The organism is Isoptericola sp. NPDC056605, assembly GCF_042792795.1.
Classification (GTDB): domain Bacteria; phylum Actinomycetota; class Actinomycetes; order Actinomycetales; family Cellulomonadaceae; genus Isoptericola.
Genome location: NZ_JBHTVT010000019.1, coordinates 75,949 through 102,633, shown reverse-complemented (window position 1 = coordinate 102,633; position 26,685 = coordinate 75,949). Strand labels below are relative to the sequence as shown.

The following is a 26,685-nucleotide window of genomic DNA, read 5'->3' as shown; positions in this document are numbered from 1 at the left end:
CAGTCGGGTTTCCCCCCTGGCGGTCGGTCCCGCCCCGGGGCCCCTGACGCCCGGCCCCTCGGCCCGCCGCGCGGCCGACGTCGGTACGGATCCGCTCAGCTGTCCGCCCAGATGCGGAACTCGGCCGAGCGCTCCTTGGCGGCCTCCACCTGCTCGGTGACCCGCGCGGGCGCCGTGCCGCCGACGCCGTCGCGCGACGCCACGGAGCCCTCGACGCTCAGCACCTCGCGCACCCCCGGGGTCAGGTGCTCGGAGATCGCGGCGAGATCGGCGTCCGTGAGGTCCCACAGCTCGATGCCGCGCTCCTCGCAGACCCGGACGCAGGCGCCCGCCACCTCGTGCGCGACCCGGAACGGCACGCCCTCGCGCACCAGCCACTCGGCGATGTCGGTGGCCAGCGAGAAGCCCTGCGGGGCGAGCTCGGCCATCCGCGCCGTGTCGAACGTGAGGGTGCGGACCATGCCCGCGAACGCAGGAAGCAGCACCGTGAGGGTGGAGACCTGGTCGAAGACCGGCTCCTTGTCCTCCTGCAGGTCGCGGTTGTACGCCAGCGGCAGGCCCTTGAGCGTGGTGAGCAGCCCGGTGAGGTCACCCACGAGCCGGCCCGCCTTGCCGCGGGCGAGCTCCGCGATGTCGGGGTTCTTCTTCTGCGGCATGATGCTCGACCCGGTCGACCACGAGTCGTCCAGCCGCACGAAGCCGAACTCCTTCGTGTTCCAGAGGATGATCTCCTCCGAGAGCCGGGACAGGTCGATCCCGACCATCGCGGACACGAACGCGAACTCCGCGACGACGTCGCGCGCGGCCGTGCCGTCGATCGAGTTCTCCACCGGGCCGTCGAAGCCGAGCTCGGTCGCGACCGCCGCCGGGTCGAGCCCCAGCGACGAGCCCGCGAGCGCCCCCGACCCGTAGGGCGAGCGTGCCGCGCGCACGTCCCAGTCCACGAGCCGGTCGACGTCGCGCAGCAGCGGCCACGCGTGGGCCAGGAGCTGGTGCGCCAGCAGCACCGGCTGGGCGTGCTGCAGGTGCGTGCGGCCCGGCATCACGGCCTCGCCGGCGTCCTGCGCCTGCACGATGAGCGTGTCCACGACGTCGAGCACCTGCCGCACGACGACGCGCGCCTGGTCGCGCAGGTACAGCCGCACGAGGGTGGCGATCTGGTCGTTGCGCGAGCGGCCCGCGCGGAGCTTGCCGCCGAGCTCGGTGCCCGCGCGCTCGATGAGGCCGCGCTCGAGGGCCGTGTGCACGTCCTCGTCGCCCAGCACCGGGAGGAACCCGCCCGACTGGACGTCGGCCAGCAGGACGTCCAGCGCGTCGAGCATGCCGGCCAGCTCGTCGTCGGTCAGCAGGCCCGCCGCGTGCAGCACGCGGGCGTGCGCCCGGGAGCCGCGGATGTCGTACGGCGCGAGCACCCAGTCGAAGTGCGTCGACTGGGACAGCGCCTGCAGCTCCGGCGACGGGCCGCCGGAGAACCGGCCGCCCCACAGGGAGACGTTGTCGCCCTGCGTCGTCACCGCGCCGGGCCCTGCGCCCGGCGTGACCTCGGAGCCCACGTCAGAACTCCCCGACGCCGAAGTCCACGCCGTTGCCGAACTTCTCGTCACGGGCCGCGGCCTGCTTGGCGGCGAGGCCGTAGATCTCGATGAAGCCCCGGGCGTGCGACTGGTCGAACGAGTCGCCCTCGTCGTAGGTGGCGAGGTTGAAGTCGTACAGGCTCGACTCCGAGCGACGGCCGGTCACGGTGGCCCGGCCGCCGTGCAGCACCATGCGGATGTCGCCGGAGACGTACTTCTGGGTCTCGTCGACGAAGGTGTCGAGGTTCTTCTTCAGCGGGGAGAACCACATGCCGTCGTAGACCAGCTCGGTCCAGCGCTGCTCGACCTGCCGCTTGAAGCGGGCCTGCTCGCGCTCGAGCGTGACGTTCTCCAGCTCCTGGTGCGCGGCGATGAGCGCGACGGCACCGGGCGCCTCGTAGATCTCGCGGGACTTGATGCCCACGAGGCGGTCCTCGACGATGTCGATGCGGCCCACGCCCTGGGCGCCGGCGCGGCGGTTCATCTCCTGGATCGCCTGCAGCGGGGTCACGGCGACGCCGTCGAGCGCGACCGGCACGCCCTGGTCGAAGGTGATGACGACCTCGTCGGCGACCGGCGGGAACGTCGGGTCGTCCGTGTAGGAGTAGACGTCCTTGGTGGGCTCGTTCCAGATGTCCTCGAGGAAGCCGGTCTCCACCGCGCGACCCCACACGTTCTGGTCGATCGAGAACGGGTTCTTCTTGGTGGTCGCGATCGGCAGGTCGTGCCGCTCCGCGTAGTCGATGGCCTTCTCGCGCGTGAGCGCGAGGTCGCGCACCGGGGCGATGGACTTGAGGTCCGGGGCCAGCGACGTCGTCGCGACCTCGAAGCGGACCTGGTCGTTGCCCTTGCCGGTGCAGCCGTGCGCGACGGTCGTCGCACCGAACTGGCGCGCGGCGCGCACGAGGTGCTTGACGATCACCGGGCGGGAGATCGCGGAGACCAGCGGATAGCGGTCGAGGTACATCCCGTTGGCCTTGAGCGCGGGCATGCAGTACTCCGCCGCGAACTCGTCGCGCGCGTCGGCGACGTACGCCTCGACGGCGCCGCAGTCGAGCGCGCGCTTGCGGATGACGTTCATGTCCTCGCCGCCCTGGCCGACGTCGACGGCCACGGCCACGACCTCGGCCCCGGTGGCCTCGGCGATCCAGCCGATGGCCACGGAGGTGTCCAGGCCGCCCGAGTAGGCGAGCACGACGCGATCAGTCATCACAGTTCTCTTTCTTGCGAGGGGGTTCGGGTCAAGTCTGGCAGTGCGGGACCGTGGGGGCCACGGTCCCGCGTCGTCCGGACCGGGTCAGGGCCCGGTCAGCTCGAGGAAGCGCCGGGCCAGGTCGTCGCCGCCGAGCGGGTCGCGGGCGATCACGAGGATCGTGTCGTCGCCCGCGATGGAGCCGAGGACGCCCGGGAAGACCGAGTGGTCGATCGCGGACGCGAGGTAGTTGGCCGCGCCGGGGGGCGTGCGCAGCACCACGAGGTTGGCGGACGCCTCCGCCGACACGAGCAGGTCGTTGCAGAGCCTCGCGAGACGCGCGGCGACGTACTCGACGTCGTGCTCCCCCACGCCCGCGGCCTGCACGCTGCGGTCGCCGCCCTCGCCGGGGACGGCGTAGACGAGCGCCCCTGCCGCGTTGCGCACCTTCTCGGCCCGCAGCTCGATGAGGTCGCGCGACAGGGTGCCCTGCGTGACGCTGACGCCCGCGTCGGCGAGCTCGCGGGCCAGCTCGGCCTGCGAGTGGATCGCCGTGCGCCGCACGATCTCGACGATCCGCGCGTGCCGGGCGGCCTTCGTCGTCGGGCCCGCGACCTGGCCCGACGGGGCCCCGTCCGCCGCGCTCACCGGTGCTCCAGCAGCCAGGTCAGCAGCGCCTTCTGCGCGTGCAGGCGGTTCTCCGCCTCGTCCCAGACGACGGAGGACGGGCCGTCGATCACCGAGGCGCTGACCTCCTTGCCGCGGTAGGCGGGCAGACAGTGCAGGAAGATCGCGTCGTCGGCCGCGGCGGCCAGCAGCGCGTCGTCCACGCGGTAGGCGTCGAGCGCGGCGAGCCGCTCGGCGGCCTCGTCCTCGTCGCCCATCGAGACCCAGGTGTCCGCCGCGACGACGTCGGCCCCGGCGACCGCCTCCCGGACGTCGGTCGTGACCGTCACCGAGCCACCGGTCGTGGCGGCGATCTCCCGGGCGCGGGCGACGACGTCCTCGGGCGGGAGATAGCCCTCGGGGCCCGCCACGGCGACGTGGAGGCCGGCGGTGACGCCGCCGAGCAGGTACGACGCGGCCATGTTGTTGCCGGCGTCCCCGACGTACGCGAGCCGCTGCCCGGCCAGGGCGGAGATGCCGCCCCGGTGCTGCGCGACCGTCAGCAGGTCGGCCAGGATCTGGCACGGGTGGAAGCCGTCGGTGAGCGCGTTGACGACCGGCACCCGCGAGACGGCGGCCATCTCGTCGATGCGCTCCTGGCCGAACGTGCGCCACACGATGGCCGACACCTGACGGTCGAGCACGCGCGTGACGTCCGCGACGGACTCGCGCACGCCCACCTGGGCGAGGCGGCCGTCGACGATCACCGGGAAGCCGCCGAGCTCGGCGACGCCGGTCGAGAACGAGACCTGCGTGCGCAGCGTCGGCTTGTCGAACAGCACGGCGACGCCCTGCGGGCCCGCGAGCGGCGTGCGCACGAACCGGTCCTCCCGGAACGCCATGCCGAGCTCGAGGACCTCGCGCTGCTCGTCCGGGGTGAGGTCGTCGTCGCGGAGGAAGTGGCGGGGCATCAGGGCTTCCCTTCAACGGGCTGGTCGACGGGCGTCGAGGCGGGGACGGTGACGGCGGCGAAGAACCGGGCGACGTCGCGCGCCTGCTCGGCCGTGAGGATCAGCGGCGGGGCCAGGCGGATCGCGTCCGGTGCGACGGCGTTGACGACGAAGCCCGCCTCGAGGGCCGCCGCCGCGACGTCGGCCGCGACGGGCCGGGTGAGCTGGACGGCGAGCAGGAGACCCTGCCCGCGCACGCCGGCGACGAGCGGGTTGCCCGCCGCCTCGATCTCGGTCCGGAGCACCTCGCCGACGCGGCGGACGTTCTCGAGGAGGCCGTCGCGCTCGATGACGCCGAGCGTCGCCAGCCCGGCGGCGGCCGCGACGGGGTTGCCGCCGAACGTGGTGCCGTGCTGGCCACGGCCGAGCAGCGTCGCGGCGCGCTCGCCGAACGCGATCGCGGCACCCACCGGGAAGCCGCCGCCGAGACCCTTGGCCACGGTGACGACGTCGGGCACGACGCCGCCGCCGATCTCCGGCTGCTGGAAGGCGAACCAGGAGCCTGTGCGGCCGACGCCCGTCTGGACCTCGTCGAGGACGAGCAGCGCGCCCGCCTCGGCGGTGAGCCGGCGGGCGTGCGCCAGGTAGCCCGGGGGCAGCGGCCGCACGCCGGCCTCGCCCTGCAGCGGCTCGACGACGAGCGCCGCGACGCCGCCCCGCTCCGCGACGGCCTCCGGCGAGAACGCCTCGTCGAGGGCGGCGGTGTCGCCGAACGGCACGTGCTCGACGCCGCCGGGCAGCGGCTCGAACGGCTCGCGGTAGGCGGACTTCGCCGTGAGGGCGAGGGCGCCCATCGACCGGCCGTGGAAGCCGCCCTCCAGGGCCAGGACGCGGGTGCGGGTGCCGTCGTCGCCAGGTCCGTCGGAACGGTTGCGGCGCGCCATCTTGAACGCCGCTTCCACCGCCTCGGTGCCCGAGTTGGTGAAGAACACCCGGGAGCCCTCGGGCGCGCCCGCGAGGTGCAGGAGCCGCTCGGCCAGGCCGATCTGGGTGGGCGTGGCGAAGAAGTTCGACACGTGCCCGAGGGTGCCCAGCTGCGCGCTGATCGCCGCCGTGAGGGTGGGGTGCGCGTGGCCGAGCGCGTTCACCGCGATCCCGGCGAGCAGGTCGAGGTAGCGCCGCCCGTCCGCGTCCCACACGTAGGCGCCCTCGCCGCGCACCAGCACACGCTGGGGCGGGCCGAACGTGTCCATCACCGCATGGGTGTAGCGAACGGTCCAGGCGGCGTTCGAGGCGTCGGCGAGGGCGCCTCCGCTCACCGACTGCAGGGTGTCGCTCACGCGCCTGCCTCCTTGCTCGCAGTGGGATCGGTGGTGGTGGCCGTCGGCGCGGGCACGACCATGGTGCCGTTGCCGCGGGTGGTGAAGACCTCCAGGAGCACGGAGTGCGGCTGGCGGCCGTCGATCACGGTGGCGCGCGGCACGCCGCCCTGGACGGCGCGCAGGCACGCTTCCATCTTGGGCACCATGCCGGACGTCAGGCTCGGCAGGAGGGCCGCGAGGTCCGGCGCGGAGATCTCCTCGACGAGGGAGTCCTTGTCGGGCCACGACGTGTACAGACCCTCGACGTCGGTGAGCATGATGAGCTTGCTCGCGCCGAGCGCCACCGCGAGCGCGGAGGCGGCCGTGTCGGCGTTGATGTTCAGCACCTGGGTCGGGTCGTCGACGTCGGGCGCGACGGTCGACACGACCGGGATGCGGCCGGCGTCGAGCAGGTCCTGCACCGCCCCGGCGTCCACCTGCACGACGTCGCCCACGAGGCCGACGTCGACCGGCTCGCCGTCGACCACGGCGTGGCGGCGGGCGGCGCGGAACAGCCCGGCGTCCTCCCCCGACATCCCGACGGCGTGCGGGCCGTGCGCGTTGATGAGGCCGACGAGCTCGCGCGAGACCTGGCCCGTGAGCACCATGCGCACCACGTCCATCGCCTCGGGCGTGGTGACGCGCAGGCCGCCGCGGAACTCGCTGTGGATGTCCAGGCGCTCCAGCATGGCGTTGATCTGCGGGCCGCCCCCGTGCACGACGACGGGCCGCAGGCCCACCTGGCGCAGGAAGACCATGTCCTGGGCGAACGCGGCCTTGAGCTCGCCGTCGATCATGGCGTTGCCGCCGTACTTGACGACGACGAGCGCCCCGGCGAACTCCTGGAGCCACGGCAGCGCCTCGAGGAGCACCTCGGCCTTCTGCTCGGGCGCGAGCCCGTTCACGACGTCGCTGCTCATGAGCTGTACGCGCTGTTCTCGTGGACGTAGTCGTGCGTGAGGTCGTTGGTCCACACGGTGGCGGACGCGTCGCCCGCGTGCAGGTCGACCACGACGGTGACCTCGCGCGCGGCGGCGAGGTCGACGAGCTCGCGCGGCTCCCCCACCCCCTGCGCCCGGCAGACCTGGACGCCGTTGACGGTGACGTCGAGCGCCAGCGGGTCGTACGGCGCGACGTCCTCGGGCACGGTGCCGACGGCGGCCACGATGCGGCCCCAGTTCGGGTCGTTGCCGAAGATGGCGGCCTTGAAGAGGTTGGAGCGCGTGACGGCCCGCGCGACGGTGACCGCCGCGTCCTCGGTCGTGGCGCCGGTGACGGTCACGGCGATGTCGTGGCTCGCGCCCTCGGCGTCCGCGACGAGCTGGCGCGCGAGGGAGGCGGTGACCTCGGTGACCGCGGCCGTGAGGTCCGCGAGCCCGACCTCGACGCCCGACGCCCCGCTGGCGAGCAGGATCACGGTGTCGTTGGTCGACATGCACCCGTCGGAGTCGACCCGGTCGAACGTGGCGCGGGTCGCGGCGCGCAGCGCGGCGTCGGCCGTCGCGGCGTCGACCACGGCGTCGGTCGTGATCACGGAGAGCATCGTGGCCAGGCCGGGCGCGAGCATGCCCGCGCCCTTCGCCATCCCGCCGACGCGCCAGCCGGCGCGCAGCGCGACGGCCTGCTTGGACACCGTGTCGGTGGTGCGGATCGCGTCGGCCGCGGCGTCGCCGCCGTCCGCCGAGAGGTCGGTGATCGCGTCGTGCACGCCGTCGAGGAGCTCCGTCATGGGCAGCCGCACCCCGATGAGCCCCGTCGAGCAGACCAGCACGTCGCCCGCCCCGACCTCGTACTCGAAGTCGCCCATCCACTCGGCGGCCAGCTCTGCGGTCCGGTGCGTGTCGGCAAATCCTTCCGGGCCCGTGCAGGCGTTCGCTCCCCCGGAGTTGAGCACGACCATGCGCGCGGAGCCGTCGGACACGGCCCGCCGGGTCCACAGGACAGGGGCGGCCTGGACCCGGTTGGTCGTCAGCACGGCGGCGGCGGTGGTGAGGGGCCCGTCGTTGACGACGAGCGCGACGTCGCGCCCGCCCGACGCCTTCAGGCCGGCGACGACGCCGGCGGCCCGGAACCCCCGCGGGGAGGTGACGCTCACGGTGCGACTCCTTCGGTGACGAGGCCGGCCGTCTCCGGCAGGCCGAGGGCGAGGTTCATGGCCTGGACCGCCTGACCGGCGGTGCCCTTGACCAGGTTGTCGATGGCGGTGACGGTCACGACCCGCCCGGCGGCGGCGTCGAGGGCGACCTGCACCAGGGCGGTGTTGGCGCCGAGCGTGGCGGCCGTCGTCGGCCACTGACCCTCCGGCAGCAGCTCGACGAACGGCTCGTCGGCGTAGGCCTCCGCCCAGGCGGCGCGGACGTCGGCGGCCGTGGCGTCCTCGTGGCCCGGCGCGAGGCGCGCCGTGACGGTGGCGAGGATGCCGCGCGACATGGGCACCAGGGTGGGCGTGAAGCTGATCGACACCGCGGGCGCCCCGGCGGTGCGCAGGTTCTGCGCGATCTCGGGGATGTGCCGGTGCGTGCCGCCGACGGCGTACGGCACGGCGGAACCCAGGCCCTCGGCAGCGAGCAGGTGCGGCTTGAGCGACTTGCCCGCGCCCGAGTAGCCGTTGGCGAGAACCGCCACGACGTCGGCCGGGCTGACCAGGCCGGCGGCGACGCCCGGCTGCAGGCCGAGGGTGACGGCGGTGACGTTGCAGCCCGGCACGGCGATCCGGCGGGCGCCCGCGAGGTGGTCGCGCTGGGCCCCGGTGACGTGCCCCGCGCCGTCCGCGTGGAGCAGCTCCGGCAGGCCGTAGGGCCAGGTGCCTGCGTGGGCCGAGCCGTAGAACTGCTCCCAGTCGGCGGCGGACGCGAGGCGGTGGTCGGCACCGAGGTCGAGGACGAGCACGTCGTCGGGCAGCTGCGCGGCGATCTCCCCGGACGCCCCGTGCGGGAGTCCGAGCACGACGACGTCGTGGCCCGCGAGCGCCTCGGGCGTGGTCGGCTCGAGGACACGGTCGGCGAGCGAGCGCAGGTGGGGCTGCAGCGCGCCGAGCCGCGCGCCCGCGTTCGAGTGCGCCGTGAGCGCCCCGATCTCCAGCGCGCGGTGGCGCGACGCGAGGCGCAGGAACTCGCCCCCGGCGTACCCGGAGGCACCGGCGACGGCGACACGAAACGTGCGCGACTCAGTGCTGACCATATGCAGCACTATACATACCTATGCAGAGCGTCGGGACCTGTTTCTCACGGCACGGGCGCCGCGGGTCACCCGACGAGCGGCAGGTACATCACGTGCAGCCCGACGTACCCGTGCGACGGGCTGCGGAACGCGCCCGGCACCGTGCCGACGACCTCGAACCCCAGCGACCGCCACAGCCGCACGGCCACCTCGTTGGACTCCACCACCGCGTTGAACTGGATGCCGCGGAAGCCCTGCTCCCGGTGCCACGCGACGACGTGCTCGCCGAGCGCCCGGCCCACCCCGAGCCCGCGCGCGGCGGGCGACACCATGAACGACGCCGTGCCCACGTGGTCGCCGTGGCCCGGCCGGTTCGGCCCCATCTTGGCCGTGCCCAGCAGCGCCCCGTCGGCGCCCACCGCCACGACCGTCGCGCCCGGGGCGCGCTCCATCCAGATCTCCCGCGCCTGCGCGCTCGTGAGGTCCAGCGGGTAGACGTAGGTCTCGCCCTCGCGCACCACCGCCTCGACGGTCGGCCAGAGGGCGGGCCAGTCGTCGTCGGTCGCGGGACGGATCATGAACGGCGCGCGGGTGTCTCGGGTCACGGGCGAAGCATAGGGTCGAGGCCGTGACCTCCCGTCCGGCAGACCTCCCCGCCGACGCCCCGGCCGACAACGTGTCCGTCGCGGTCGCGGCGGCCTACGACGCCCGCGCCGCGACGTACGACGAGAGCGCCATGCACCGCGACCTCGCCGCCCGGGTCGCCGCGTTCTGCGAGCTCGACGACGTCCGCGACGTGCTCGACGTCGCCACGGGGACGGGCCTGGTGCTGCGGGCGCTCGTGGCGCTGGCCCCGCGGCCGCTGCGCCTGACCGGCGTCGACCTGTCCCCCGACATGCTCGCCGTCGCCCACCGCGGCTCGCCGGGCGCGACCCTGCTGCGGGCCGACGCCGCCGCCCTCCCCCTGGCCGACGGGTCGGCAGACCTCGTCACCTGCGTCACGGCCCTGCACCTGGTCCCCGACCCGCGGGCGGTGCTGCGCGAGTGGGCGCGCGTGCTGCGGCCCGGCGGCCGGGCCGTCACCGCGACGTTCACGGCGTTCGGCGGGCCCGGGCCCGGACCGCGCGCCTTCCCCACCCACCACGACGCGTTCGCGGACCCGGGCCTGCTGGCGACGCAGGCCGCGGCCGCAGGGCTGCGCCTGCGGCGGCACGCGGACTGGCGCCACGACAACGGCGACGCCTTCCTGCTCGGCGAGCTCGAGGTGGCGGCATGACGCCGCAGGTCGCCCTCGAGCTCGCGGACTGGCGGCGGAGCGTGGCCGAGCTCTACGCCGCCGTCCGCGCGGCGCCCGACCCCGCGAGCGGGCACGCGACGTGGCGGGCGGGCCGCGACGGCCTCTTCCGCGACCACCCGCAGAGCCCGCTGTCCGCCGACGACCCGCTGCGCGCCACCGGCCTGCCGTACTGGCCGTACGACCCGGCCGTGCGCTTCGAGGTGCCGCTGCGTCCGGCGCCGCCGGCGCGGCTCGAGCTCGAGACGGGCGCGGACGGCACGACGACGATGGAGCGGGTCGGCGTGCTCGAGCTCCCCGGGCTGGGCACGCTCGACGCCTGGTGGCTGGCGCAGTACGGCGGCGGGCTGTTCGTGCCGCTGCGGGACGGCACCGCCGGTGCCGAGACGTACGGCGGCGGACGGTACGTCCTCGACACCGCCAAGGGCGCCGACCTCGGCGGGCGCGACGGCCTCGTCGTGGTCGACCTCAACCTGGCGTACCACCCGTCCTGCCGGTACGACCCCGCCTGGACCTGCCCGCTCGCCCCGGCCGGCAACCGGGTCGACGCGCCCGTGCGCGCGGGCGAGCGGCTGGACCGGCCTCCGGCTGCGTAGGCTCGGACGCATGCACGCAGTCGTGGCCCGCGCGGCGGGTGGTCCCGAGGTCCTGGAGTACGTCGAGCAGCCCGACCCCGCGCCCGGCGCGGGCGAGCTCCTCGTCCGCGTCGCGGCGGCGGGGGTCAACTTCATCGACACCTACCGCCGGGCGGGCGTGTACCCCATGCGCTACCCGCACGTCGTGGGCGTCGAGGGCGCCGGGACGGTCGAGGCGCTCGGCGACGGCGTGGAGGGCTTCGCCGTCGGCGACGAGGTGGCCTGGAACGAGGCGCCCGGCTCGTACGCCGAGCTCGCCGCCGTCCCGGCGGCGAACGCCGTGCGCGTCCCCGCGGGCCTCGACCTCGTCACGGCCGCCGCCCTGCCGTTGCAGGGGATGACGGCGCACTACCTCGTCGCGTCGACCTTCGAGGTCGGGCCCGGCCACGACGTGCTCCTCACGGCCGGCGCCGGCGGCGTCGGCCTGCTCGCGACCCAGCTCGCGGTGGCGCGCGGCGGGCGTGTCATCACCACCGTGTCCTCGCCCGAGAAGGCGGCCCTGTCGTCAGCGGCCGGCGCCGCGCACACCGTCGACTACGCGGCGATGGGCGACCTCGCGACCGAGCTGCCCGCCGTCGTGCGGGACCTCACCGACGGGCGCGGCGTGCACGTCGTGTACGACGGCGTGGGCCGCGCCACGTTCGACGCCTCGCTCGCGTCCCTGCGCCCGCGCGGCACGCTCGTGCTGTTCGGCGGGGCGTCGGGACAGGTGCCGCCCTTCGACCCGCAGCGGCTGAACTCCGGCGGGTCGCTCTACCTCACCCGGCCGACGCTGGCCCACTACCTCCTCACCCGGGGCGAGCTCGAGTGGCGGGCCGCCGAGGTGCTGGGGGCGGCCGCCGCGGGCGACCTGGACGTGCGGATCGGCGAGCGGCTCCCGCTCGCCGACGCGGCGCAGGCGCACCGCGCCCTGGAGGGGCGCGGCACGACGGGCAAGGTCCTCCTGGTCCCCTGACCGGTGGCGGTCAGCCCGCCGTCGGGCTCGAGACATGCCAGCGGTGCCCGTACGGGTCCACCACCCACGCGCTGCGCCAGCCCTCCTGGGGCCCGTCGTCGACCCCGCGCTCGAGACGGGCCTCCTCGATCCGGAAGCGCTCCTGCGCGCCGAAGGCCCTGCGGTAGTAGTCGATCGCCTCGGACGCCCCCCGCACGGCGAGGTACGGGACGACGGTCGCGGGGGTCGCCCCTCCGCGGCCTGGCGGCGCGATCCTGTCGGGCTCCACGTCGACAGCCTGGTGCGTGCGGGGCCCGCACGCTAGTCTCTCGACATCAAGAGACTTGATGTCGAGAGGAATTGTCGTGGCCGACTGGTCCCCCACCGCGTACCTGCGCTACACCGACGAACGGTCGCGCCCCTTCGGCGAGCTCGTCGCGCGCGTCGTGCGCGACCCGGCGAGCATCGTCGACCTGGGCTGCGGCCCGGGGCACCTCACCCCCGTGCTGCGCGAGCGGTGGCCGGCCGCCACGTTCGTGGGGCTCGACGCCTCCCCCGCGATGATCGAGAAGGCGCGCGCCGCGGACCCCGGGGGCCGCTACGAGCTCGCCGACGTGCGCGACCACGCCGCCGGACGCGGCCCCGCCCCCGAGGCCGACCTCGTGATCAGCAACGCCACCCTGCAGTGGGTGCCCGGGCACCGCGACCTGCTCCCCGCCCTCGCCGCCACGGCCCGCCAGACCTTCGCCTTCTCCGTCCCGGGCAACCACGACGCCCCGAGCCACCGCACCCTGCGGGAGGTCGCCGGGCGCGGGCCGTACGCCGCCGTCGTCGGGCCCGTCGAGCGCCGCGCCGTCGGCGACCCCGCCGAGTACCTCGCGCTCCTCGGCCGGCCGGGATGGTCGGTCGACACCTGGGAGACCACGTACACGCACGTGCTCGACGGCGAGGACCCGGTGCTGCGCTGGATCTCGGCGACCGGCGCCCAGCCGGTGCTGCACGCGCTCGACGCGCACGACGCCGCGCACGGCACCGACCTGCGCGCCCGGTTCGACGCCGAGCTCGGCGCCGCCCTGCGCGAGGCCTACCCGAGGTACCCGTTCGGCACGCCCCTGGCCTTCCGCCGCGTCTTCGTGGTCGCCACGCGGAGCTCGTGACGGCGACGGGCACGAACGGTCGTAGGCTCGCGCCGTGACCGAGACCAGCCACCCGATCCGCATCGGGGTCCAGCTCCAGCCGCAGCACGCCGACTACGCCCAGATGCGCGACGCCGTCCGGCGCGCCGAGGACGCCGGCGTCGACGTGATCTTCAACTGGGACCACTTCTTCCCGCTCTCGGGCGACCCGGACGGCAAGCACTACGAGTGCTGGACGATGCTCGGCGCCTGGGCCGAGCAGACCGAGCGCGTCGAGATCGGCGCCCTCGTCAGCTGCAACTCCTACCGCAACCCCGACCTGCTCGCGGACATGGCACGCACGGTCGACCACATCAGCGGCGGCCGGCTGATCCTCGGCATCGGCGCCGGCTGGTTCGCCAAGGACTACGAGCAGTTCGGCTACGAGTTCGGCACGGCGGGCTCGCGCATCGCCGACCTGGGCGCGGCGCTCCCCCGCATCAAGGCGCGGCTCGCGGCCGCCAACCCCGCCCCGACGCGGGAGATCCCGATCCTGATCGGCGGGGGCGGCGAGAAGAAGACGCTGCGCCTCGTGGCCGAGCACGCCGACGTCTGGCACTCCTTCGGCGACGTCGACACCCTGACCCGCAAGTCCGCGATCCTCGACGAGCACGGAGAGGCCGTCGGGCGCGACACCGGTCGCCTCGTGGAGCGGTCGGTCGGCGTGGGCGCGCCGCCCGAGGAGGTCGGGCAGAAGCTGCTCGACGCCGGGGCCACGCTGTTCACGATCGGCACGAGCGGGCCCGACTACGACCTGTCGCTCGTCGAGCAGTGGGTGCGCTGGCGCGACGAGCGCCGCTGACCCGCCGCTCGCGCCCCGGCCGGGGTGCCCCGGTCAGCGACCGGTGAGCACCTCGGCCAGCGGGTCGTCCGCCGCCGCGGGCTGCACGCGCAGCCGGCGGGCGGCGGGGGCCGCCGCCTCCTGCGCGAGACGTGCCAGGGACTCCGGGGTGTCGTGCGAGGCGCGGACGAACCAGCCGGAGCAGGCGTCGAGGTCGCCGCGCGCGAACGCCGTCACGAGGTCGACCGTCCGCTCGACGGGCGTCCACTCGGTCCGCCCCTCGTGGGCGCGCATCGCCCCCGTCATGTCCGTGCGCACGACGCCGGGCGCGACCTCCAGCACGCGCAGGCCCCGGTCGTGGCCGGCGAGGTGGAGACCGGCGCCGAGGCGCATCAGCGCGGTCTTGCTCGCGTTGTAGGCGGTCGCGTCGCCGTTGTCGTGCGAGCCGGCGCCGCTGTTGAGGTCGACGACCCGCCCGCCGCCGCGCGCCAGCATCCCCGGCACCGCGTGCCGGGCGAGCAGGAACGGGCCCCGGACGTTCGTCTCGAGCACCGACCACCACTCGTCCGGGTCGGCCTCCCACAGCGGCACCTCGGCGTCGATGCGGCCGGCGTTGTTGACCAGCAGGTCCACCGACCCGAGCCCCCCGTCGGCCGGGGACGCCTCGGCCGCCCGCACGGCGGCCGCCACCGCCGCGCCGTCGGTGACGTCGGCCGGCAGTTCGAGGGCGACCCGGCCGAGGGCGCGCACCTCGCGCGCGACCTCGGCCAGCCGGCCCGCGTCTCGCGCCACGAGCGCGACGTCCAGCCCGGCCCGGGCGAGCCCGAGCGCGACCGCGCGGCCGATGCCGCGGCTCGCCCCGGTGACGAGCGCGGTCCGGGCCGCGGGGACGTCGCCCCGCGGCCCGGACCCGGCGGCGCGCTCAGCCACGCAGCACGGCCCCGACACGCTCGGTCGCCGCGGCGACCACGCCCTCGCGGACGGCGCGCACGTCGTCGGCCGTCAGCGTGCGGTCGGCGGCGCGCAGCCGCACCGAGTAGGCGAGCGACTTCTTCCCTTCGCCGACCTGCTCTCCGGTGAAGACGTCGAAGAGGCGCGCGTCCTCGAGCAGCGGGCCCGCGCCGGCGACGACGGCCGCGTGCACGTCGGCGGCGGGCACGCCCGCGTCGACGACGAACGCGAAGTCCTCCTTCGCCGCGGGGAACGCCGACACCGGCTCGGCCGCGACCGGGGCGTCCCCGCCGGCGGCGATCAGCGCGCCCAGGTCGAGCTCGAACGCCACCGCCCGGGCGGGCAGGCCCAGGGCCTCGACCACCTTCGGGTGCAGCTCGCCCGCGTGCCCGACGACGGCGCCGTCGGGCAGCGTCACCGCCGCGCAGCGGCCGGGGTGCCACGGCATCGTGCCGGAGTCGGCCCGGACCGTGACCTCCGCGCCCGCGCGCTCGGCGACGAGGCGCGCGGCGTCGAGGGCGTCCGTCCAGTCGGCCGCGCGGCCGTCGCCCCACCAGCCGGCGGGCACCGCGCGGCCGGTGAGCACGCCCGCGACGTGCCGCGGCTGGTCGGGGACCGCGGCCACCAGTGCCGCCAGGTCGTCTTCGGACGGCCGCACGCCCACCGGGAGCTGCGGCGGGGCCGGGGTGCCCGGCGTCGGCCGCGTGACCAGGCCGACCTCGAAGACCGCCACGTCGGGCAGGCCGCGCGAGACGTTCCGGCGTGCGGTCTCGAGCAGCGTCGAGAGCAGGTCCGCGCGCAGGAACGGCCGGTCGTCGGCCAACGGGTTGGCCAGGCGCAGCGTGGTGCGGCGCACGTCGTCGTCGGGCAGCCCGAGCGCGTCCAGGTCGGCCTCGCCCACGAACGGGTAGGACAGCACCTCGACGAGGCCGGCCTCCGCGAGCGCGCGCGCCACCGACCGGCGGGCCCGCTGCTCGGGCGTGAGGCCGCGGCCTCCCGAGGCGGACGGGAGCACGGACGGGATCTGGTCGTAACCGGCGATCCGCACGACCTCCTCGACCAGCGCCGCCGGCTCGGTGAGGTCGGGGCGCCACGACGGGGGCGTCACGCGGACGGCGTCCACGCTGGCCCCGGCGACGGCGTCCGTCACGGTGCACCCGATCTGCTCGAGGATGCCGACCACGGTGGCGCGGTCGTACTCCACGCCGGACAGCCGCGTGGGCAGGCTGACGTCGAGCCGCACCGGCTTGGGCGGGGTCGTGGTGTCGAGGTCGCTCACGGCGCCGTCCGCGGCGCCGCCGCCCAGCTCCACGAGCAGGTCGACCACCCGCTGCGCGGCGACGGCGGGCAAGCGCGGGTCCACGCCGCGCTCGAACCGCTTGGCAGCCTCGGACGGCAGCCGGTGCCGCCGGGCGGTGCGGGCCACGGTGATCGGGTCGAAGTGCGCGGCCTCGACCAGGACGTCGGTCGTGGTGGGGCTCACCTCGGACGACGCGCCGCCCATGACGCCGGCCAGCCCGAGCACCCGCGCGCCGCGCTCGCCCGCCGGCGAGTCGGTGATGAGCAGGTCCTCGGCGTCCAGCGCGCGGTCGACGTCGTCGAGCGTCGTCAGGCGCTCGCCGGGGACGGCACGGCGGACGACGATCGGCGCCGCGACCCGGTCCAGGTCGTAGGCGTGCAGCGGCTGGCCCAGGTCGAGCATCACGTAGTTCGTGACGTCGACGGCCAGGGAGATGGACCGCATCCCCGACCCCTCGAGGCGACGCTTCATCCACGGCGGGGTGGGCGCGGCGGGGTCGATGCCGCGCACGATGCGCGTGACGAACCGGTCGCAGCCGACCTGCCCGTGGATCGGCGCCGCGTCGTCGACCTCGACGCCGAACCCGTCGGCCGTGGGGGCGGGCGGGGTGGTGCCGAGGTTCTCGGGCAGCCCGCGGTCGGTGAACCGCGCGCCCGTGGAGTGGGCGTACTCGCGCGCCACGCCGCGGTAGCTGAACGCGTACCCGCGGTCCGGGGTCACGTTGATCTCGAGCACCTCGTCGCCGAGGCCGAGCAGGGCGATCGCGTCCTGGCCCGGCGTGAGGTCGGCGGCGTCGAAGCCTGCGCGCGTGAGCACGAGGATGCCGTCGTGGTCCTCGCCGATGCCGAGCTCGCGCACCGAGCAGATCATGCCGTCGGAGACATGGCCGTAGGTCTTGCGCGCCGCGATGGCGAAGCCGCCGGGCAGCACGGTGCCGGGCAGCGACACGACGACGTAGTCCCCCACGCCGAAGTTGTGCGCGCCGCAGATGATGCCGCGCGCGCCGCCGGCGGGGACGTCGGCGTCGTCGACGCCCTTGACGTGCGCCTCGTTGTGCTCGGGACCGACGTCGACGAGGCACCAGTTGACGGTCTTGCCGTTCTTCTGCGGCTCCGGGGTCTGCGCGAGCACGCGGCCCACGACGAGCGGACCGGTGACGGCGGCGGGGTGGATCTCCTCCTCCTCCAGACCGACCTTCACCAGGGCCGCCGCGAGCTGCTCCGCGGTGAGGTCCGCCGGCAGCTCGACGTGCTCGCCGAGCCAGTCAGTGACGATGCGGGGCATCAGATCTCCGTCCCGAACTGGGTGGAGAAGCGCACGTCGCCCTCCACGATGTCGTGCATGTCGGCGATCGAGTGGCGCAGCATCGCCGTGCGCTCGATGCCCATCCCGAACGCGAAGCCCTGGTACTCCTCGGGGTCGATCCCTGCCGCGCGCAGCACGTTCGGGTTGACCATGCCGCAGCCGCCCCACTCGATCCAGCCCGCGCCGCCCTTCTTCTGCGGGAACCACAGGTCCATCTCGGCGCTGGGCTCCGTGAACGGGAAGAAGCTCGGGCGCAGCCGCGTGCGCGCCTCGGGGCCGAACATGGCCCGCGCGAACGCGTCGAGCGTGCCGACGAGGTTCGCCATCGTCAGGCCCTTGTCGACCGCGAGGCCCTCGACCTGGTGGAAGACCGGGGTGTGGGTGGCGTCCAGCGCGTCGGTGCGGAACACCTTGCCGGGGCACGCGACGTACAGCGGCACGCCGCGCTCGAGCAGGGACCGCGACTGCACCGGCGACGTGTGCGTGCGCAGCACGAGGTTGGACGGCTTGTCCCCGTCGCCCGCGACGTAGAACGTGTCCTGCATCTGCCGGGCCGGGTGGTCCGGGTCGAAGTTCAGGGCGTCGAAGTTGAACCACTCCGCCTCGACCTCGGGGCCGTCGGCGATCTCCCAGCCGAGCCCGACGAAGAAGTCCGCGATGCGCTCCTGCACCAGCTCGATCGGGTGCCGCGCCCCGACGGCGCGACGGTCCGTCGGCAGCGTGACGTCGACGGTCTCCTCGACGAGGACGCGCTCGTCGCGCTCGGCCTCGAGCTCCGCCTGGCGCGCGGCGATCGCCTGGTTCACGCGGCCGCGGCGAGGCCCGACGTTCTTGCCGGCGGCCGCCTTCTCCGGCCCCGGCAGGGACCCGATGGCGCGGTTCGCGAGCGCGAGCGGGCTCTTGTCCCCGGTCTGCGCGGTGCGGACGGCCTTCAGCTCGTCCAGGTCGCGCGCGGCGGCGACCGCGGCGAGGGCCTCGTCGACGACGGCGTCGAGCGCCGCGACGTCCAACGGGTCGGGGCTCTGCCGTTCGACGCCGGGTTCTGGGGTGGGTGCGGGCGTGGACATGCGTGCCTTCCTGAGAGGGGCCCTGCGAGGGGTGTGGGCGGCGGGGTCAGTTTATGTGCCCGCCCGGGCCGGTCAGGTCGGCGTCCGCGGTGCCGCGCTCAGCGCGCGCGCGTCGCCGGGGCCGGGCCCGTGGCGGGCCCGGTAAATCGGCGGTCGCGGAGTGTCACGCCTCCCATGATGGCACGGGAGGCGTGACACGCCGGTCTCGTCACGTCTCAGGCGACCTCGTAGCCGCAGATCGCCTCGACCTTCGCCGCCGACGCGCCGGCGGGGTCGAACGCGTAGCCCAGCCACTCGCGCACGAGCCGGCGGGCGAGCTCCGGGCCGACGACCCGCTGCCCCAGGCAGAGCACCTGCGCGTCGTTGCTGAGCACGGAGCGCTCGACCGAGTACGAGTCGTGCGCCGTCACCGCGCGGACGCCGGGCACCTTGTTCGCCGCGATCGCGACGCCCAGGCCCGTGCCGCAGACCAGGAGCGCCCGGTCGGCCTCGCCGGCCGCGACGAGCCGGGCCGCCTCGACCGCGACGTGCGGGTACGCCGTGTGCCCGTCGGCACCCACGCCGACGTCCGTCACCGTCGCGACGCGGGGGTCGTCGGCGAGGTCCCCCGCGAGGAGGGACTTGAGGTCGAAGCCCGCGTCGTCGGACCCGACCACGAGGCGCAACCCCACGCCCGCCTCGGTCGCGCTGTCGTCCGTTGCTGTCATGCCGGTGTCTCCTTCTCCTGCCGCGCCGGTGCTGCGGGCGCCGCCAGGTGCTGATGGGTCTGTTCAGTCGCGGGCGAGGACCTCGCCCACGCGGGTGACGACGAGCGCGAACGAGGTCGCGCCGGCGTCCGGGGTGCCGAGGGACTTCTCCGCGAGCGGCCGAGCCCGCCCGACGCGCGGACGCAGGTCCGCGGTGGCGCGGGCACCCTCGGTCGCCGCGTCGGCAGCCGCCGCCCAGGCGTCCCTCGTCGGGGCGCCGGCCCCCGCCTGCTCACGGAACGACGCGGCGAACGGCAGCAGTGCGTCGAGCAGGGTCTTGTCCCCCGCCTGCGCGCGGCCGAGGTCCTGCACGGACTCGGCGAACGCGTCGATCGCGTCGGCGACCTTCGGGGGGTCGTACGCGTCCCCGTCGTCCCCGAGCGACCCGCCGAACGCCTCCAGCGCGGCGCCCCAGAGCACGCCGGAGGTACCGCCGGCCTGCTCGGCCCACGCCCGCCCCGCGCGGCCGAGCAGCCAGGCGGCACCGGCCTCGGGCGGCGCCTGCTCGGCGCTGCGCAGGGCCGCGGTGGCGCCCTTGAGCATGCCTCGGCCGTGGTCGCCGTCGCCGGCGACCGCGTCGATGCGGCCGAGCTCCTCCTCGTGCTCGGCGACGACCGCGTGCAGGGCGCGCAGCCCGTCGCGGACGGCGCCCGCGAGCGCCCGGGAGGCGTCGCTCGCCGGCGGCACGGCCTCGTCCTGGGCCACGCCCTCGGCGGCACCCCCGCGCCCCGAGGCGTCGAGCCGCTCGAGGGGCGCACGCTGCTTGCGGTACGCCGGGGTGTAGGCGTCGGCCGTCCAGCACCGCTCCAGCTCGTCGTCCAGCCACTGGAGGGTGAGGGACACGCCGCCCATGTCGAGGCTCGTGACGAGCTCGCCGACCTCCGGCTCCACCAGGGTGAAGCCCCGCTCGCGCAGCAGCCGGGCCACGTGCCGCCACAGGAGGAAGAGCTCCTCGTACTTCGTGGTGCCGAGGCCGTTGAGCACCGGCGCGAGGCGCGTCGACGACGAGTCCGGCGCCGCGGCGAGGAGGCGCTCCACGAGGAGGCCGGCGAGCTTCTCCGCCGGCAGCAGGGGGACGTCCTCGATGCCCGGCTCGCCGTGGATGCCGAGGCCGAGCCCCAGGTGCCCGGCGGGCACCTGGAAGAGGGGGGCTTCGGCGCCCGGCATCGTGCAGCCGGAGAACGCCACGCCGAGCGTGCGGGTCGCGGCGTTCGACGCGCGGCCGACCCGCTCCACCTCGTCGAGGTCGAGGCCCGCCGCGGCCGCGGCGCCCATCGCCTTGAAGACGGAGAAGTCGCCCGCGATGCCGCGGCGCTGCTCGGGGTCCTCGGCGGACGCGACGTCGTCGGTCACGACGACGACCCGCGCGTCGATGCCCTCCTTGCGCAGCCGCTCGGCGGCGATGCCGAAGTTCATGATGTCGCCGGCGTAGTTGCCGAAGCTGAGCACCACCCCGCGCCCCTGGTCGGCCGCCTTCGCGACGGAGTACGCCTGGGCCGCGGACGGCGAGGTGAAGATGTTGCCGACCACGGCGCCGTGCGCCAGGCCGGACCCCACCGTGCCGCAGAAGGCCGGGTAGTGGCCCGAGCCGCCGCCGATCACGACGGCGACCTGCGGCTCGCCGTCCGGCAGCGTCACGACGCCGCCGGGCACGCCGCGCAAGCGGTCGGCGTAGAGGTCGAGGAATCCGGCGAGCTGGTCGTCGGCGAACTCCTCCGGGTCGTCGAAGATCCTCGTCATGGGAGCGTCCTTCGTTCGTTCGGGTGTCGTGCGGAGGCGTGCGGAGCGGGAAGCCGGCGGGGCCCGCCGTCAGCGGACCGCCTCGGCGGCGGGCCGCCTGGTCGACCGGCCGGCCGGCGTGTGCCCCGGCTGGTCGACGGTGAGGCGGCCGACCATGACGAAGGCCGCGGCGTAGAGGGCCACGAACATCCAGACGATGCCCTGGCCGCCGAGGCCGACGGCGAAGCCCAGCGCGACGACGGCCGAGCCCAGGAAGGCGGCCCCGCCCGCGGCGGTCGTGTACATGGCCATCGCGGCGCCCTTCCGCTCGGGGGCGAGCGCCGGCATGATCGCGCCCATCGGGACGAACCCGGCGAGCAGGCAGCCGAAGACGCACCCGGCGGCGGTCGCGACCCAGAAGCCCCAGTCGGAGCCGTAGGGCACGAGCTGCGGCACGTACCACCAGGCGAGCAGGCCGAGCGACGACCCGAACACGCCGAACCACTTCACCGTGCGCTGCCAGCCGATGCGGTCGCCGATCCACCCGAAGAGGGCGTTGACGAGGATGTTGGTCGCGTACACGAGCACGGTCATCGTCAGCCACCGGGCCTGGCCCCAGCCGCGCTCGTCGGCGATCACGGCGGGAAGCACGATGAACATGCCGTACTGGGGCGCGGTGTTGATGAGGCGCACGAGGAAGCCCATGAGCACCTTGGGGCTGCGCACCGTCAGCGACAGGCCGGACAGCATGACCGTCGAGGCCGAGTCGCCGGCGGGCGCGATCCGGCGCGACCCGCGCGGGTCGCGCACGCCGAACCACGCGACGAGGAAGCCGAGAGTCACCGGGAGCAGCGACGCCCACATCGCACCGGCCTCGCCGGCGAACCCGCCGCCGAACGTCGGGATGGCGCCGATGGCGAAGAGCGAGCCGAGGGTGGGCAGCCCGCCGGTGAACGCGACGTAGAACCAGCCGACGGCGGAGCCGTTGCGCTCGGGGCGCGTGGCGACGTTCACCCAGACCAGAAAGCCGAACGCGAACAGCGGGTAGCCGAAGCCCCGGATCGCGTAGGTCAGCGCGACCGCCCAGAAGCTGCCGCTGTCCAGGGCGACGAGGAACAGGGCCTGGAAGACGACCCAGACGCCGAACCCGAGCAGCATCACCTTGCGCGGCCCGAGGAGGTCCGCGAGCGCCCCGGACAGATAGCTGCCCACGAGCACGGTGAGGCTGTACGCCGTGATGATCGTGGCGACGGTCGCCTCGGGGCTGCCGAGCGCCTCGACGAGGTGCGGGGTGATGAAGTTGGAGTCGACGCCGACCCCGGTCATGAACAGCAGGACGCCCAGATAGCCCCACGCGACGGAGCGGGGGATGCCCATCCGCTCCAGCCGGGACTCGGTGGCCGGCGACGGCGCGTCGTCGCGCGTCGTGGTCTCAGACATGGTTCTCCTTCGAACGGTCGGATCCGTGGCGGTGGGGCGAGGTCAGGACAGCGACGGGACGATCGACACCTTGACCGAGCCGCCCGCCGAGTCGCCGACCAGGTCGAGGGCGTCCTGGAAGCGCTCGAGCGGGAACTGGTGCGTGCACACCTCCTCGAGCGGGAGGGTGCCGGACTCGATGAGCTTGATGGCGGGGCGCCAGCAGTGCGGACCGAGGTGTGCGCCCAGCACGTCGAGCTCCTTGTCGTCCGAGAGGATCGACCAGTCCACGGTCACGTCGTCCTTGAAGACCGAGTACTCGACGAAGGTGCCGAGCTTGCGCAGCAGGTCGAGGCCCTGCGCGACGGCGGACGGGTGGCCGGTGGCCTCGATGTAGACGTCGGCCCCGTAGCCGCCGGTGAGCTCCTTGACCCGCGCGACGGCGTCCTCGGTCGTGATGTTGATCGTCACGTCGGCGCCGACCTTGCTCGCCAGCTCGAGCTTGGCGTCGCTCATGTCGAGCGCGACGACGAGGTACGGGTTCTTCTGGCGGGCGCCGGCGATGGCGCCGAGGCCGATCGGGCCCGCGCCGGCCACCACGACGACGTCGTCCAGCTGGATCCCGCCGCGCTCGACGGCGTGCATCGAGCAGGACAGCGGCTCGGCGAACGCGGCGTGCTGCGGCGCGATCGAGGGGTCGACCTGGTGCGTCAGGGCTCGCTCCGGCACCAGCACGTACTCGGCCATGGCCCCGTTGAAGCCCTTGAACCCGAACATGTCGTGCGGGCCGCACATCCAGTACGCGCCGCGCAGGCAGTACCGGCACTCCCAGCAGGGCACGATCTGCTCGCAGGCGAGCCGGTCGCCGAGCGCGGCCTCGCGCTTGTCGAGCGCGCCCTGGTCGCCGGCCGCGACGACGGTGCCGGCGAACTCGTGGCCGGGCGTCACGCCCTTCTGCGCCCAGGCCGGGCGGTGCTCGTCGCCCCAGAACTTCGCGGCGCCGTGGTAGCACTTCAGGTCGCTGGCGCAGACGCCGACGGCGTCGACGCGCAGCAGGAGCTCCCCCGGCCCGGGGACGGGCACGGGGAGGGTCTCGAGTCGGTAGTCCTCGGGACCGTGGACGACCACGGCGCGCATGGTCTCGGGAAGGGTGGTCTCGGCGTTCGTGACGAGGGGCACGGGTCTGGCCTCCGTTGGCTCTGGGTTCCGGACGCGGCCACCGTAGCCACTCCGTGAACATTTGTCACGCACACTTGTTCAGGAGAGGAGCGCCGGGCGCGCGGAAGGGGAAGAATCACCGTCGTCCGACGACGTCCCGAGACCCTGGGAGCACCGTGAGCGAGCGCGACGACGCGAGGCCTGACCGGACGGACCACCTGAGCGAGCACCGGAGCGAGCACCGGAGCGATCACGAGGTGACCGCCGCCGACCTGGCGTACCAGGCGGCGCGGATGTACTACGTCGACAACGAGACGCAGGCCGCCATCGCGGAGCGCCTGGACGTCTCGCGCCCCACCGTCAGCCGGCTCGTCACCGAGGCGCGCCGGCTCGGCCTGGTGCGCATCGAGGTCGTGGACCCCCGCTCCGACGAGCGCGGCGTGCTCGCCGCGCGCCTCCGCGAGGCCCTCGGCCTGGACGGCGCCCGCGTCGTGCCGCCCGTCCATCCCAGCCGGCTCGGCCCCGACCTCGCCCCCGCCGTCGGCGCGGAGATCGAGGACATGGGCCTGGAGCCCGGCGACGTGCTGCTGCTCTCGTCCGGGCGGACCGTCTACGAGGTCGTGCGCGAGCCGCTGCCCAAGATGACCGGCGTGCAGGTCGTCCCGACCGTCGGCGGCCTCAGCGAGCCCGTCGCCTGGTACCAGACCAACGAGATCGCCCGCCTTGCCGCCGAGAGCACGGGCGCCTTCCCGGCGTTCCTGTTCACCGAGGTGCTGCCCACGGTCCCGATGCGCCGCTCGCTCGACGAGGACCCGACCTTCCGGCACGTGATCGGCCTCTGGCGGTCCGCCCGCGCCGCCGTGGTCGGCATCGGCGCGCCGACCGCCACCCGGAACTCGATCTCCCGCTCGATCCCTGCGGACGCGTCGACGTTCCGCGACGCCATCGGGGACGTGTGCATGAACTTCTTCGACGCCGCCGGCGCCGCGATCGAGTTCCCCGGCAGCGACCGGATGGTGCGCACCCCCCGCGAGCTGCTCCAGGGGCTCGACCGGTGCGTCGGCGTCGCCGTGGGCGTCGAGAAGGTGCCCAGCATCGTCGGCGCCGTGCGGGCCGGACTCGTGCGCTCCCTCGTGACCGACGCGCCGACGGCGCGCGCCCTGCTCGAGGCGCTCGACCGGCCGGCGGCGCGCCGCCCATGACCGGGGCCGTCCTCGGCGTCGACATCGGGACCTCGAGCGCGAAGGCGGTGCTCGTCGACCTCGACGGTCGTGTGCTGGCGCGCGCCACGATCGAGCACGAGCCCGACCGCCCTCGTCCCGGGCACGTCGAGATGGACCCGGAGGTCTGGTGGGACGAGCTCGCGGAGCTCACGGCGCGGCTGCGCCGCCGGTGCGACGTCCCTGTCGTCGCGGTGGGCACCAGCGGCGTCGGCCCCTGCGCCGTCCTCACGGACGCGGCGGGCACGCCCCTGCGCCCCGCCATCCTCTACGGCGTCGACACGCGCGCGTCCGCGCAGATCGACCGGCTGGAGGCAGAGCTCGGGGCCGAGGCCGTCGAGCGGGCCACCGGCTCCCGGCTCTCCAGCCAGGCCGTGGGGCCCAAGCTCGCGTGGGTCGCCGAGCACGAGCCGGAGGTCTGGGCCCGCGCCCGCCGCCTGTTCATGCCGTCGTCCTGGCTCGTCTGGAGGCTCACGGGCGCCTACCGCCTCGACCACACGTCGGCCAGCCAGGCCGCGCCGCTCTACGACCTGCGCGCCGGCACCTGGCACGAGCGCTGGGCCGACCGGCTGCGCGGCCAGGTCACCCTGCCCGCGCTCGGGCTGCCCGGCGACGTGGCCGGGAAGGTCACGGCCGACGCCGCGCGGCGGACCGGCCTGCCCGAGGGCACCCCCGTCGTGCTCGGCACGATCGACGCCTGGGCGGAGGCGGCCAGCGTCCCCACGGCCCCGGACGACGTCGCCCTCATGTACGGCAGCACGCTCTTCATGATCGCGTCGGGCCACCGCCTGCTGCACCACCGCGACCTCTGGTCGGCGGTCGGTGTCCGGCGCGGGACGTACGACCTCACGGCCGGCACCGCCACCAGCGGGGCGGTCACCGGCTGGCTGCGCGGGCTGTTCGGCGGCCCCGGGTTCGGCGAGCTGGTCGCGGAGGCCGAGCGCTCCCCGGCGGGCAGCCGCGGCCTCCTCATGCTCCCGTACTTCGCCGGCGAACGGACCCCGCTGCACGACCCGGACGCCCGCGGCGTCATCGCCGGGCTCACGCTCGAGCACTCCCGGGGGGACGTGTACCGCGCGGCGCTCGAGGCGACCGCCTTCGGCGTCCGCCAGAACCTCGAGCTCCTGCGCGGCGCCGGAGCGCCGGCGCTGCGCGGGGTGGCCGTCGGAGGGGGGTCGCAGGGCGCCCTGTGGCCGCAGATCGTCTCCGACGTCACCGGGCTCCCCCAGGTCCTCGCCGACGGGTCGTCGGGCGCGTGCCTCGGCGCGGCCTACCTCGCCGCGTCCGCCGTGGCGGAGGTCGACATCGCGCGGTGGAACCCCCTGACGGCCCGGATCGAGCCGGACCCTGCCCGGGCGGCGCGCTACGACATCCTCTACGACGGCTACCGGGAGCTGTACCGCACGACGCGGGACACCGTGCACCGCCTGGCGGACGTCCAGCACGCCTCGCCCGGCGCGGCCGACGCGCCCTAGGCGGCGCCTGCCAGCGGGACCTCGGCGACGGCCTCGTGCAGCGGCCCGCCCGACCGCCCCTCCCCGAGCAGGGACGCGACGACGTGCACGGCGTCCACCCGCCACGACGGCCCCCGGTACACGGCGAGCGCCCGCGCCCACGGCACCAGCGGCGACGCGTCGGCCTCCCGGCCGCGCGGCCCCCGCGTGCCTCCGCGTGCGGAGTCCACCCGCCGCCGGCCCGCCGCGGCAGGAACGGTCGCACGAGCGGTCGCCCGCGCGACCGTGAGGTGCGGCCGTCCCGACGTGCGGTCCGCGGCGGGCAGGCCCGACGCGCCGACGGCGGCGTCCTGCGCGAGCTCGCCGGCGCGCCTCAGGTCGTCGACCGACCCGGCCACACCCACCCAGAGCGTGCGGCCGCCGAAGGTGCCGCCGCCGCTCAGGGCCAGCTCGAACGGCGGCACGTCGGCCAGCGCGTCGCCCAACGCGTCCACGTAGTCCGGCACGGCCCCGTCCGGCACCTCGCCGTGGAAGACCAGCGTGACGTGACGCTGCTCGGGCGGCACCCAGCGCAGCCCGCGGCCCGGGTCCGTGACGGACGCGCCGCCCACGCCGGCGAGGGCGAGCTCCAGGTGGGCGAGGGCCTCGGCGGACGGGTACACGGCCGTGAACAGGCGCATGGCGC

General features: G+C 75.1%; 25 protein-coding genes. 7 read left to right on the top strand and 18 right to left on the bottom strand.

The window, feature by feature from the left end; all coding sequences use genetic code 11:
* Positions 1 to 95: 95 nt before the first annotated feature.
* The 9 genes from argH to ACFQ8Y_RS17670 all read right to left on the bottom strand — a co-directional run bounded on the left by argH (position 96) and on the right by ACFQ8Y_RS17670 (position 9,447).
* Positions 96 to 1,553 carry an argininosuccinate lyase gene (gene argH, locus ACFQ8Y_RS17710; protein ID WP_430586296.1) on the bottom strand — a complete coding sequence of 486 codons (1,458 nt, stop codon included), beginning with the start codon at positions 1,551 to 1,553 and terminating at the stop codon, positions 96 to 98.
* A 1-nt stretch (position 1,554) separates the two neighbouring features.
* Positions 1,555 to 2,784, bottom strand: a complete 1,230-nt coding sequence (locus ACFQ8Y_RS17705) for an argininosuccinate synthase (RefSeq protein ID WP_430552216.1) — start codon at positions 2,782 to 2,784, stop codon at positions 1,555 to 1,557.
* An 87-nt stretch (positions 2,785 to 2,871) separates the two neighbouring features.
* A complete protein-coding gene (locus ACFQ8Y_RS17700; protein WP_430564224.1) occupies positions 2,872 to 3,414 on the bottom strand; it encodes an arginine repressor in 543 nt (180 codons plus the stop codon).
* The gene (gene argF, locus ACFQ8Y_RS17695; RefSeq protein WP_430564223.1) at positions 3,411 to 4,343 is read right to left on the bottom strand and encodes an ornithine carbamoyltransferase; all 933 of its coding nucleotides are present in this window, start codon (positions 4,341 to 4,343) and stop codon (positions 3,411 to 3,413) included. Before argF ends, ACFQ8Y_RS17700 begins: the two co-directional genes overlap by 4 nt.
* Entirely contained in the window at positions 4,343 to 5,662 is a 1,320-nt protein-coding gene (locus ACFQ8Y_RS17690) for an acetylornithine transaminase (protein ID WP_430586295.1), read from the bottom strand. The genes argF and ACFQ8Y_RS17690 overlap by 1 nt, the downstream gene beginning before the upstream one ends.
* Positions 5,659 to 6,603 carry an acetylglutamate kinase gene (argB, locus tag ACFQ8Y_RS17685; RefSeq protein ID WP_430552220.1) on the bottom strand — a complete coding sequence of 315 codons (945 nt, stop codon included), beginning with the start codon at positions 6,601 to 6,603 and terminating at the stop codon, positions 5,659 to 5,661. Before argB ends, ACFQ8Y_RS17690 begins: the two co-directional genes overlap by 4 nt.
* Positions 6,600 to 7,778, bottom strand: coding sequence for a bifunctional glutamate N-acetyltransferase/amino-acid acetyltransferase ArgJ (gene argJ / locus ACFQ8Y_RS17680; RefSeq protein ID WP_430586294.1), 1,179 nt, complete (start codon positions 7,776 to 7,778; stop codon positions 6,600 to 6,602). Before argJ ends, argB begins: the two co-directional genes overlap by 4 nt.
* Positions 7,775 to 8,863, bottom strand: a complete 1,089-nt coding sequence (gene argC, locus ACFQ8Y_RS17675; protein ID WP_430586293.1) for an N-acetyl-gamma-glutamyl-phosphate reductase — start codon at positions 8,861 to 8,863, stop codon at positions 7,775 to 7,777. Before argC ends, argJ begins: the two co-directional genes overlap by 4 nt.
* A 65-nt stretch (positions 8,864 to 8,928) precedes the next feature.
* Positions 8,929 to 9,447 carry a GNAT family N-acetyltransferase gene (locus tag ACFQ8Y_RS17670; RefSeq protein ID WP_430564220.1) on the bottom strand — a complete coding sequence of 173 codons (519 nt, stop codon included), beginning with the start codon at positions 9,445 to 9,447 and terminating at the stop codon, positions 8,929 to 8,931.
* Between the two features lie 23 nt (positions 9,448 to 9,470).
* Here ACFQ8Y_RS17670 and ACFQ8Y_RS17665 point away from each other — a divergent pair, with 23 nt between their 5' ends.
* From ACFQ8Y_RS17665 to ACFQ8Y_RS17655, 3 genes are read left to right on the top strand one after another with little or no spacing between them, the layout of a single operon-like run.
* Positions 9,471 to 10,118, top strand: coding sequence for a class I SAM-dependent methyltransferase (locus ACFQ8Y_RS17665; protein WP_430586292.1), 648 nt, complete (start codon positions 9,471 to 9,473; stop codon positions 10,116 to 10,118).
* Positions 10,115 to 10,732 carry a DUF1684 domain-containing protein gene (locus ACFQ8Y_RS17660; RefSeq protein ID WP_430586291.1) on the top strand — a complete coding sequence of 206 codons (618 nt, stop codon included), beginning with the start codon at positions 10,115 to 10,117 and terminating at the stop codon, positions 10,730 to 10,732. The genes ACFQ8Y_RS17665 and ACFQ8Y_RS17660 overlap by 4 nt, the downstream gene beginning before the upstream one ends.
* Before the next feature lie 10 nt (positions 10,733 to 10,742).
* A complete protein-coding gene (locus ACFQ8Y_RS17655; RefSeq protein ID WP_430586290.1) occupies positions 10,743 to 11,726 on the top strand; it encodes a quinone oxidoreductase family protein in 984 nt (327 codons plus the stop codon).
* A gap of 10 nt (positions 11,727 to 11,736) precedes the next feature.
* Here the strand turns inward: ACFQ8Y_RS17655 and ACFQ8Y_RS17650 are convergent, their stop codons facing one another.
* Positions 11,737 to 11,994, bottom strand: a complete 258-nt coding sequence (locus ACFQ8Y_RS17650) for a VOC family protein (protein WP_430586289.1) — start codon at positions 11,992 to 11,994, stop codon at positions 11,737 to 11,739.
* A gap of 76 nt (positions 11,995 to 12,070) precedes the next feature.
* Between ACFQ8Y_RS17650 and ACFQ8Y_RS17645 the strand changes: the two genes are divergently transcribed.
* Positions 12,071 to 12,862, top strand: a complete 792-nt coding sequence (locus ACFQ8Y_RS17645; RefSeq protein ID WP_430552227.1) for a methyltransferase domain-containing protein — start codon at positions 12,071 to 12,073, stop codon at positions 12,860 to 12,862.
* Positions 12,863 to 12,896: 34 nt separating this feature from the next.
* Positions 12,897 to 13,682 carry an LLM class F420-dependent oxidoreductase gene (locus ACFQ8Y_RS17640; RefSeq protein ID WP_430552228.1) on the top strand — a complete coding sequence of 262 codons (786 nt, stop codon included), beginning with the start codon at positions 12,897 to 12,899 and terminating at the stop codon, positions 13,680 to 13,682.
* A 33-nt stretch (positions 13,683 to 13,715) separates the two neighbouring features.
* Here ACFQ8Y_RS17640 and ACFQ8Y_RS17635 read toward each other — a convergent pair whose 3' ends face one another.
* From ACFQ8Y_RS17635 to ACFQ8Y_RS17605, 7 genes are all read right to left on the bottom strand, one after another.
* Positions 13,716 to 14,591: an SDR family NAD(P)-dependent oxidoreductase gene (locus ACFQ8Y_RS17635; protein ID WP_430586288.1), complete on the bottom strand. Its 876-nt coding sequence runs from the start codon at positions 14,589 to 14,591 to the stop codon at positions 13,716 to 13,718.
* Positions 14,584 to 17,196 carry a phenylalanine--tRNA ligase subunit beta gene (pheT, locus tag ACFQ8Y_RS17630; RefSeq protein WP_430586287.1) on the bottom strand — a complete coding sequence of 871 codons (2,613 nt, stop codon included), beginning with the start codon at positions 17,194 to 17,196 and terminating at the stop codon, positions 14,584 to 14,586. Before pheT ends, ACFQ8Y_RS17635 begins: the two co-directional genes overlap by 8 nt.
* The gene (pheS, locus tag ACFQ8Y_RS17625; RefSeq protein ID WP_430552231.1) at positions 17,196 to 18,284 is read right to left on the bottom strand and encodes a phenylalanine--tRNA ligase subunit alpha; all 1,089 of its coding nucleotides are present in this window, start codon (positions 18,282 to 18,284) and stop codon (positions 17,196 to 17,198) included. The genes pheT and pheS overlap by 1 nt, the downstream gene beginning before the upstream one ends.
* Before the next feature lie 215 nt (positions 18,285 to 18,499).
* The gene (locus ACFQ8Y_RS17620; RefSeq protein WP_430586286.1) at positions 18,500 to 18,991 is read right to left on the bottom strand and encodes a ribose-5-phosphate isomerase; all 492 of its coding nucleotides are present in this window, start codon (positions 18,989 to 18,991) and stop codon (positions 18,500 to 18,502) included.
* Between the two features lie 63 nt (positions 18,992 to 19,054).
* A complete protein-coding gene (locus ACFQ8Y_RS17615; protein WP_430586285.1) occupies positions 19,055 to 20,770 on the bottom strand; it encodes a dihydroxyacetone kinase family protein in 1,716 nt (571 codons plus the stop codon).
* Between the two features lie 69 nt (positions 20,771 to 20,839).
* Positions 20,840 to 22,189: an MFS transporter gene (locus ACFQ8Y_RS17610; RefSeq protein ID WP_430586284.1), complete on the bottom strand. Its 1,350-nt coding sequence runs from the start codon at positions 22,187 to 22,189 to the stop codon at positions 20,840 to 20,842.
* 42 nt (positions 22,190 to 22,231) lie between these two features.
* Entirely contained in the window at positions 22,232 to 23,347 is a 1,116-nt protein-coding gene (locus tag ACFQ8Y_RS17605) for a zinc-binding dehydrogenase (protein WP_430564209.1), read from the bottom strand.
* 236 nt (positions 23,348 to 23,583) lie between these two features.
* Between ACFQ8Y_RS17605 and ACFQ8Y_RS17600 the strand changes: the two genes are divergently transcribed.
* Together ACFQ8Y_RS17600 and ACFQ8Y_RS17595 are read left to right on the top strand one after the other, a co-directional pair.
* A complete protein-coding gene (locus ACFQ8Y_RS17600; RefSeq protein ID WP_430552236.1) occupies positions 23,584 to 24,528 on the top strand; it encodes a sugar-binding transcriptional regulator in 945 nt (314 codons plus the stop codon).
* Positions 24,525 to 26,021, top strand: coding sequence for an FGGY-family carbohydrate kinase (locus ACFQ8Y_RS17595; protein WP_430586283.1), 1,497 nt, complete (start codon positions 24,525 to 24,527; stop codon positions 26,019 to 26,021). Before ACFQ8Y_RS17600 ends, ACFQ8Y_RS17595 begins: the two co-directional genes overlap by 4 nt.
* Here ACFQ8Y_RS17595 and ACFQ8Y_RS17590 read toward each other — a convergent pair.
* Positions 26,018 to 26,680 carry a 2'-5' RNA ligase family protein gene (locus tag ACFQ8Y_RS17590; protein ID WP_430586282.1) on the bottom strand — a complete coding sequence of 221 codons (663 nt, stop codon included), beginning with the start codon at positions 26,678 to 26,680 and terminating at the stop codon, positions 26,018 to 26,020. The genes ACFQ8Y_RS17595 and ACFQ8Y_RS17590 overlap by 4 nt on opposite strands.
* Positions 26,681 to 26,685: the final 5 nt, after the last annotated feature.

Excerpts from the sequence above, each read along its gene's own strand:
- ACFQ8Y_RS17705 (WP_430552216.1), bottom strand. The coding sequence starts at position 2,784 with ATGACTGATCGCGTCGTGCTCGCCTACTCGGGCGGCCTGGACACCTCC.
- argF (WP_430564223.1), bottom strand. The coding sequence starts at position 4,343 with ATGCCCCGCCACTTCCTCCGCGACGACGACCTCACCCCGGACGAGCAG.
- argB (WP_430552220.1), bottom strand. The coding sequence starts at position 6,603 with ATGAGCAGCGACGTCGTGAACGGGCTCGCGCCCGAGCAGAAGGCCGAG.
- argC (WP_430586293.1), bottom strand. The coding sequence starts at position 8,863 with ATGGTCAGCACTGAGTCGCGCACGTTTCGTGTCGCCGTCGCCGGTGCC.
- ACFQ8Y_RS17660 (WP_430586291.1), top strand. The coding sequence starts at position 10,115 with ATGACGCCGCAGGTCGCCCTCGAGCTCGCGGACTGGCGGCGGAGCGTG.
- ACFQ8Y_RS17655 (WP_430586290.1), top strand. The coding sequence starts at position 10,743 with ATGCACGCAGTCGTGGCCCGCGCGGCGGGTGGTCCCGAGGTCCTGGAG.
- pheT (WP_430586287.1), bottom strand. The coding sequence starts at position 17,196 with ATGCCCCGCATCGTCACTGACTGGCTCGGCGAGCACGTCGAGCTGCCG.
- pheS (WP_430552231.1), bottom strand. The coding sequence starts at position 18,284 with ATGTCCACGCCCGCACCCACCCCAGAACCCGGCGTCGAACGGCAGAGC.
- ACFQ8Y_RS17620 (WP_430586286.1), bottom strand. The coding sequence starts at position 18,991 with ATGACAGCAACGGACGACAGCGCGACCGAGGCGGGCGTGGGGTTGCGC.
- ACFQ8Y_RS17615 (WP_430586285.1), bottom strand. The coding sequence starts at position 20,770 with ATGACGAGGATCTTCGACGACCCGGAGGAGTTCGCCGACGACCAGCTC.
- ACFQ8Y_RS17610 (WP_430586284.1), bottom strand. The coding sequence starts at position 22,189 with ATGTCTGAGACCACGACGCGCGACGACGCGCCGTCGCCGGCCACCGAG.
- ACFQ8Y_RS17595 (WP_430586283.1), top strand. The coding sequence starts at position 24,525 with ATGACCGGGGCCGTCCTCGGCGTCGACATCGGGACCTCGAGCGCGAAG.
- ACFQ8Y_RS17590 (WP_430586282.1), bottom strand. The coding sequence starts at position 26,680 with ATGCGCCTGTTCACGGCCGTGTACCCGTCCGCCGAGGCCCTCGCCCAC.